Annotated in this window: 8 protein-coding genes; 5 read left to right on the forward strand and 3 right to left on the reverse strand. The window is 58.7% G+C overall.

Going from position 1 to position 6,865, the window contains the following annotated elements; genetic code table 11:
- Together VFL62_RS24400 and VFL62_RS24405 are read left to right on the forward strand one after the other, a co-directional pair.
- On the forward strand, positions 1 to 1,680 hold a 1,680-nt coding region (locus VFL62_RS24400), incomplete at its 5' end, for a secretin N-terminal domain-containing protein (protein WP_325174956.1).
- The gene (locus VFL62_RS24405; RefSeq protein WP_325174957.1) at positions 1,640 to 2,131 is read left to right on the forward strand and encodes a tetratricopeptide repeat protein; all 492 of its coding nucleotides are present in this window, start codon (positions 1,640 to 1,642) and stop codon (positions 2,129 to 2,131) included. The genes VFL62_RS24400 and VFL62_RS24405, both read left to right, overlap by 41 nt.
- 43 nt (positions 2,132 to 2,174) lie before the next feature.
- Here the strand turns inward: VFL62_RS24405 and VFL62_RS26945 are convergent, their stop codons facing one another.
- Positions 2,175 to 2,555 carry a helix-turn-helix transcriptional regulator gene (locus VFL62_RS26945; protein ID WP_414644836.1) on the reverse strand — a complete coding sequence of 127 codons (381 nt, stop codon included), beginning with the start codon at positions 2,553 to 2,555 and terminating at the stop codon, positions 2,175 to 2,177.
- Positions 2,556 to 2,703: 148 nt separating this feature from the next.
- On the opposite strand from VFL62_RS26945, the gene VFL62_RS26950 reads away from it, so the two are divergent.
- Complete coding sequence (locus VFL62_RS26950; protein WP_414644837.1) at positions 2,704 to 3,183, forward strand: hypothetical protein; 480 nt, start codon at positions 2,704 to 2,706, stop codon at positions 3,181 to 3,183.
- Between the two features lie 604 nt (positions 3,184 to 3,787).
- On the opposite strand, the gene VFL62_RS24415 is transcribed toward VFL62_RS26950, so the two are convergent.
- Positions 3,788 to 4,045 (reverse strand): hypothetical protein, encoded by a 258-nt coding sequence (locus VFL62_RS24415; RefSeq protein WP_325174959.1) that lies wholly within the window; start codon positions 4,043 to 4,045, stop codon positions 3,788 to 3,790.
- 305 nt (positions 4,046 to 4,350) lie between these two features.
- Between VFL62_RS24415 and VFL62_RS24420 the strand changes: the two genes are divergently transcribed.
- Positions 4,351 to 4,692, forward strand: a complete 342-nt coding sequence (locus VFL62_RS24420) for a hypothetical protein (RefSeq protein ID WP_325174960.1) — start codon at positions 4,351 to 4,353, stop codon at positions 4,690 to 4,692.
- Positions 4,693 to 5,184: 492 nt separating this feature from the next.
- The gene (locus tag VFL62_RS24425; RefSeq protein ID WP_325174961.1) at positions 5,185 to 5,913 is read left to right on the forward strand and encodes a sulfite exporter TauE/SafE family protein; all 729 of its coding nucleotides are present in this window, start codon (positions 5,185 to 5,187) and stop codon (positions 5,911 to 5,913) included.
- A gap of 193 nt (positions 5,914 to 6,106) precedes the next feature.
- On the opposite strand, the gene VFL62_RS24430 is transcribed toward VFL62_RS24425, so the two are convergent.
- The coding region (locus VFL62_RS24430; protein WP_325174962.1) for a helix-turn-helix transcriptional regulator at positions 6,107 to 6,865 on the reverse strand (759 nt) is incomplete at its 5' end.

Raw genomic sequence — 6,865 nt, forward strand, 5'->3', positions numbered from 1 at the left:
TTGATTCAAGGCACTGGTCCAGAACGTCGAACCGCCGTGGAAACCGCATTGAGCTTCGACGTCGACTGGATGCGTGGACAATCGATCGGCATCTATCCGATCACCAATAGCGGCCCTGAACCGATCATCACCGAGCTCGAAAAGATCGTCGACTCCGGCGAAAACGGGCTGAACCAGAACCTGGTCAAGCTGCAGCCGGTCGCCCGGCTCAACGCGGTCATGGTCGTGACCAAGAAACCCGGGCTGCTGCGCACAGTCGAGACCTGGATCAAGCGGCTCGACCGTGCCGACAGCACGCGAACCAGCGTTCACGTCTACAAGATCAAATACGGCGACGCCAAGCAGATGGCCCGCGTCTTGACCGATATGTTCGGCGGTGGATCATCCGGCGGCCTGCTCGACAGCGCCGACAATCAGATTGCGCCGGGATCGGGTACATCGTCGAGCAGCGATCGCGGGTCGTTCGGCAGCACCACCACCAGTGGCGGCAGCACCACGAGCGGCACCGGCTCCTCTTCGACCCCAGGCAGCGGTTTCGGCTCGCGACTGGGAACAGCCTTTGGCGGGCCGCAGCAAAGCAGCGCAACTGGCGGCAATCTGGGTCAGCTCGACAAAGGAAGTGGCTCGGGCTCCGGCGGACAGCCGCTGCTGCAAAACGTTCGGATCACGCCTGATGTCGTCAACAATTCGCTGCTGATCTACGCCGACCAGGGCAATTACCGGATCATCGAGTCGACGGTGAAACAGCTCGACCAGCCGCAGTTGCAGGTCGCCATCGATGCCACGATCGCCGAGGTCACCCTGACCGATGAACTCGCCTATGGCGTTCAATTCTTTCTCACCAGCCACGCGCTTGGCCTGCGGCCCGATCAGGGGTCGCTTCTCAACACCCAATCGACCGTGGCGCCTACGTCAGCGGCACAACAGGCAGCGGCGGCCTCGACGTCGACGGCGGCCGCGGCGGGAACAGCCGTTAACACCTTCATCAACCGTGCGTTTCCGGGATTCAATTTCCTGGTGGGCCAGGAGGCGCAGCCCGCCATGATCCTGGATGCCCTGCACACGGTCACGGCGGTGAAAGTGTTGTCCAACCCGTCGCTCGTCGTGGTGAACAACCAGGCAGCAACGTTGCAGGTCGGCAACCAGGTTCCGATCTCGACTGGCTCTGCAAACGTTCTTAATGCTGCAACAGCCAGCAGCAATACGATCGTCAACACCGTCGACTACCGCAACACCGGAATTATCCTGCACGTGGCTCCTCGCGTCAGTGCCAACGGCAATGTCAGGCTCGAAGTCGAGCAGGAGATCAGCCAGGTCGTGCCCGGAACCGCGGTTGGGAACTTGACCCCCACCATCCAGGAACGAAAGGTCAAGAGCTCGATTTCGGTCGCCAACGGGCAAACGGTGCTGCTGGCCGGCTTGATCCAGGACCAGAAGAACGAGAACCGGAACGGAATCCCGTTCTTGGACGAGCTGAAGGGAGTAGGCGATGCCTTCTCTCACCAGGACAACACCAAGTCACGCACGGAATTGATCATCTTCATCCGTCCTCAGATCATCACGAACAGCATGGACGCACACACGGTTGCCGAAGAGCTTCGTTCGAAATTGCGCGGTACCGTCAATGCGAGCACTCCCAATGAAACGCGCACTCAAACCATCTACAACAACACTCATTAAGTCGCTGGCGCTCGCCCTTGCCCTTCCTTGCGTCGTGAGCGCCGACGGATTCGCCGGTGAAGATCTGTACTATCGCCCCCAACCGATCGTGGTGGCGCGTGGCAGCGCCCATGCGATTGGGCGGCTCGGTTTTCGCTACGAAAACGGATTCGGCGTGCCGCAGAACTATATCGCTGCCGCCGATCTCTACCTGCGCGCCGCAGAACAAGGCGATCCCTTCGCGCAGAGCAGATTGGGCCTTAGCTATGACAAGGGCCATGGCGTGCCGCTGGACTACATTCTTGCCTACAAGTGGCTCGACCTTGCCGCAGCACGAGCATCGGGGCGCGACCGAACCTTCTATTTGAAGCTTCGCGATGCGGTCGCCTCGAAGATGTCGCTGGCCCAGGTCATGGAAGGCCAGAGACTCGCTCTACTCTGGGCCGCGAACCGCGCAGCCGCGCCCTACTGAACGCGCTGACGCGGCCTATTGCGGAATCTCTCGCTAGAAACAATTATCGCAAGAAGGGGCTTGCGAGAGATGCGACGAGCTTCACGAGGCTGGATTGCCGCTTGGTTTCCGTCTTGCGAAAAATGCTCTGCAAGTGGGTTCGCACCGTGGTCGGAGCGACGCCCAATATCTCTGCCGCCTCGGCGACACCGTCGCCGCTGACGATCGCGAACAGGACTCGCAGCTCTGTCTCGGTGAGTTTGTAGAGCTTTGCCGCGAGTTCGACCGGCGTGGACAGCTCGAGAGCAATCCGTCTGACGAAGATCGCTGCGTTGGCGGAATACGCAACGCCCGCGCGCCGTCGGCGTCCCCCTGTCAGCGGCAGAACATGCGCCACCCACTGTTGGGCCTCGTCGCCACCGACCGTTATTGCAACTCCGGTCACTTCCCATCGACGCGTCCCCGGCTTCTGCCGACGCGAAAGCGGCCCTGAGCAACGCGTTGGCGTTCGTATCCATGGCCACGAACTGCTTGTCGGGGGTACCGCGCACTACAGCGCTCGCGTCGGCAAGGTCCTGCGCCGCCGCGTTCATATGGACAATGCGACCTGCTGCATCGACCACGAACAGCGCGGCCTCGATGCCCTCGAGCGTGTCGGCCAGGGTGGCCACCTCCACTTTCTGCTGTCGGACGGATTTGGAAACCGCAACGGCGGGGCGGAAATGCGGACTGAGCCGTCGCATGCGTTCGAATGCCGCTTCGTCGGCGACGCCCTGGTCCTCGTTCCGGGCGATCGAGACGGTGGCAAAGCTGGTGGCCGTTTTCTCGACAATCGTATGGACCGAATCGACATAGGCCTGGGGGCGAGCCCACTCGGTATGCAGCCGCGACGCGAGATACTCCTGGTACGGTATCACCGTCGAAATAGCCACGACCTCTCCAACTCCCGAACTCATCATCGGAACGATGGCCGGGTTGAACTTCGAGTATTTCTCCAAATACAGACGCGTATATTCCGGATCATCGTTCCACGAATAAAAGAACTGCCCGGTTTTCTCTTTGACATCGTGTGAAGCCAGCGCGGCAGAGATTCCTACCACATATTCGCAGGAGCGCCGGAGAACGTCGGGCCACATCAGCGGATCGAACGAGGCATCGTAGATATGGCCTACCAGTGAAGAAAAATCCTCGATCTCGCTCACGGCATTGCCCTCCTTCCGTGATCGCCGGTCAAACCGCTCCAATGACGGCTCGACCCGTGACCAACAGCTAATCTTTTTTCAACCAATCGCCCTCCGCCGGCAGCGAGCAAGACGACCGCGCTCCTATTCATCTTGAAATATCGAATCCATTCAAGACGTCGCTCAACTTGAGAACGACAACGCAAACCAGACGTTAGGCAATCCGCCCGATCAAAGATTAAGCAATGCGCTGCCAAGAAGACATGCATGGTGCGTATCCAAGCACCAGGCATTTTCTGCGAGCGGAATTCGTAGGTCCTTGGCAAACCATGATTCACAACCAGAGCGTGAGCTTGCGCGAATTTCTGATCTCAAAGTTATTTTCTCATCCATTTGGATGATGCTTGCCTAGAAGAAAACGCCTAGACGTAACCGACAAAACCTTAAGGAGTGAAATCTTGATTGCTACTAAAGGTTGTCATTGATGTTTTCCAATTTAGCAAAGATAGCGAATCTTTGCTCTGTGAACGAGATCATAACTGCTTGCAGCATCAAAGCGTATTTTGGTGGCTGACCGCGATGTCGATTTCCGAACTGCCGGAAAAAGTTCATGACCGTTTTGGAACAACGCGATGGCGATATTGCTCAATCGAACCGGGTCGATCCAACCGAAATCAAAATCAACCGGCGCAAGTTTTCGCCGACCCAGGCTCCATTTCGATGGCACCGCATCAGCCGCACGGATGGTGCGCATCGTTCGTTCTGTCGAATAGCGTGATGGTCAATTCTGCCAGCAAAAGAGTCGGACATGAGCGTACCGAGCGTAACGACTAGATCCTCAAGCAGCGACGAAATGCGGTCCGCCCGCAACAGCGCGATCCGAATGTCGCTTTCCTGGCTCGCCGTTTCCATCGTGTTCTTAGCCGCAATCTATCTCGCCTCCCTTTCCTCCGGCACGGCACCAGAAGATTTCGGGTCGATCGCCATTCCCCCCTAACGGGAGTGGCCTTCGGATCCGAGAAAGCCAATGAGTGGGTCACCATTCGCAGGAGACGAAGCATGATCGAGGCCCTCCCAGCGCGATTTTCTCGACAACCAGTCTCAGAAACTACGCACGCTTCAGGATTGCAGGACGTTTCAACTTGCGGACGCGAAGGGCGTGGGGACGAGACGCAAGGCGATTACGAAGATCCGGCCGGACTTCGAAAATGGAAAATCGGGTTTTTCGTGGTCTATGGCGCGTTCGCCCTCCTGCTCGGCGCATGGGCGATATTCGCAGAACCGCCAAGGGATTCCCAGTCGAGGCAGGCTCGTCCGGCCCTTCTGTCGCATCAAACGAAGTTGCCTGACAGCAGTGTCGAAAGCTTCAACAGTGAACGGTTCAGGAAAACAGCCCGGTAAGCTTTGCCGGCGTTTCGAGATGCGGAGTTTTTTCGATGAGACCCGCCTTTTTCTCCCAGATCGGAATGGACTCTTCCGTGCGGGCTTTCTCATGCGAGAGGTCGGAACGGCGCGGCCTTTTTACCCTGGTTCTCGATGCTCTGCATCACTCGCGTCGCCAGCAGGCCAACCAAATTCTTTGGCAATACCGACATCTGATCGCCGATGCTGACCAGTGCGCCGCTTTCAATCGGTCGTTAAACCGGAAGGACCGCAACGATGTCGGACGCTGAGAGGACTCTTTTCACTAGGTCAGCTTTTCGGATCCCATTGCCCGGCGCGAGCTCCTTGGTCGGGACCGTGCTTGCCATCTTCTTCATACTTCACATTCTGGCCGGCATGATCTTGCAAAGCGCCAAACCGATCAGCGCGGCGTCGACTCGCGAAGAGGCGATGGCCTCGCGGTACGACTAGCCGCTTCAAGATAGATGGGATTAGCCGGAGGATCGCTCCATGGGCGACGTCGGGTCATATCTTTTGCTCAGCATCGCCGTGTTTTCAGGCGCCTTTGTTTCCGGCCTTGCCGGATTTGCCTTTTCGGCCGTTGCCGGCGGCGTCCTGCTGCACGTCCTCCAGCCGCTTGAGGCCGTTCCCTTAATGATGGCGTGCAGCGTCGGCGTGCAAGCCACCAATCTATGGGCCCTGCGCAACAGCATCCAGTGGAAGCAAAGCCTGATCCTTGTACTCGGCGGCTTGCTCGGGGTTCCCATTGCCGTCTGGCTGCTGCATGTAACCGACGCGCGAACGTTTCGCGAAGGCTTCGGCCTGGTGGTCGCGACCTACGCCGGATACATGTTGTTCCGGCCGACCCTGAGCTACCTCCAGCAGATGACTCACAGCCGAAATGCGCTGGTGGGATTCGGCGGCGGCCTGATCGGCGGGCTTACAGCCATGCCGGGCGCCCTCCCGACCATATGGTGCGATTTGCATGGCGTGCCGAAAAATCAACAGCGCGGCCTGGTGCAGCCCTTCATCGCGGCGATGCAGCTTTTTGCGCTCGCGCTGATGCTGATGCGCGGCGACCTTTCCTCGAAGGTCTTGCTAGATCTTGCTTTGAGCACACCGGCGCTGCTGGCAGGATCGGTTCTTGGCATCATCGCTTTCCGCCATGTGAATGATGCGATGTTCAGGCGTATCGTGCTGGTAGTTCTCCTGCTGTCGGGCGTGATCCTGATCGCCTGAGGCGAGAGATCCGAGCGCATCCAAGCCATACGGCGATACCGCGGCACGCATCGCAAGGAGAATAAGCTGCTCGCGGCCACCCATCACCGGATCAAAAACCGACAACCGGGCAGGCCAGTGGCGGCGCCGTCGCCGCGTCGCGACTTGGAAGTGGACGCGGTCCCGACCGCCGATAATGGCGCGCAATAAATGATCAGAAATTCTTGAAGGGATATTCCCCTTCGATTAACAGGCGGACGAGGGCTGCTTGCGAATGCGCACCGGTTTTGTTGAAAATCTTGTTCACGTGAGTTCGTGCCGTCGTCGTTGAAATTCCAAGCAGATCGGCGGCCATTGGCACGGAAGCCGTGTCAACGAGGGCACCCAGCACCCGCGCTTCCTGTTTCGTCAGTCCAAAGCGCTTTGCGAAATCGGCCAAGGCTGCTGCTCCGGTGCTATCCAAGGGTCTCACGAATACGAGCAGAGCAGCCTCCCGATCGGCACCGAGTTTGTCTCGCCGATTTCTGTCGAGCGGCAGCATGTGCAGGATAAACTTTTGCTTCTCAGAAGCTGCGATCGGAAGCGCCGCAGCCCTGCTGCGAAGTTCGACGGGATCGCCGGCCGCCGCGGCAACGGCTTCCTGAAGTAGCCTGTCGGGCTCGCGTTCAACGAGCCTGAGGCGGCCGTTGACGAGCTTGACCGGCCCGGCATCGACCATGGCTGCGCCGGCAGCGTTTACGTGAATAATTCGCCCGACAATGTCGAGCAGAAACATCCCGGCAGCGAGCGCATCCATCGCGGTCGCAAAAGTCGCAGCTTGCACTTTGGTTTGATCGATAGTCTTGCTGATCAGGGCTGCACGGCGGACATGCGGCACAATCAGATTCATGCGGCGCCGAGCCTCATCGTCGATGAGACCGTGCTGTTCGCCCCGCAAAATCGAAAATGCGACTGCGGTCGTTGGCAATCTCTC

The organism is Bradyrhizobium sp., from assembly GCF_035701725.1.
GTDB lineage: Bacteria > Pseudomonadota > Alphaproteobacteria > Rhizobiales > Xanthobacteraceae > Bradyrhizobium.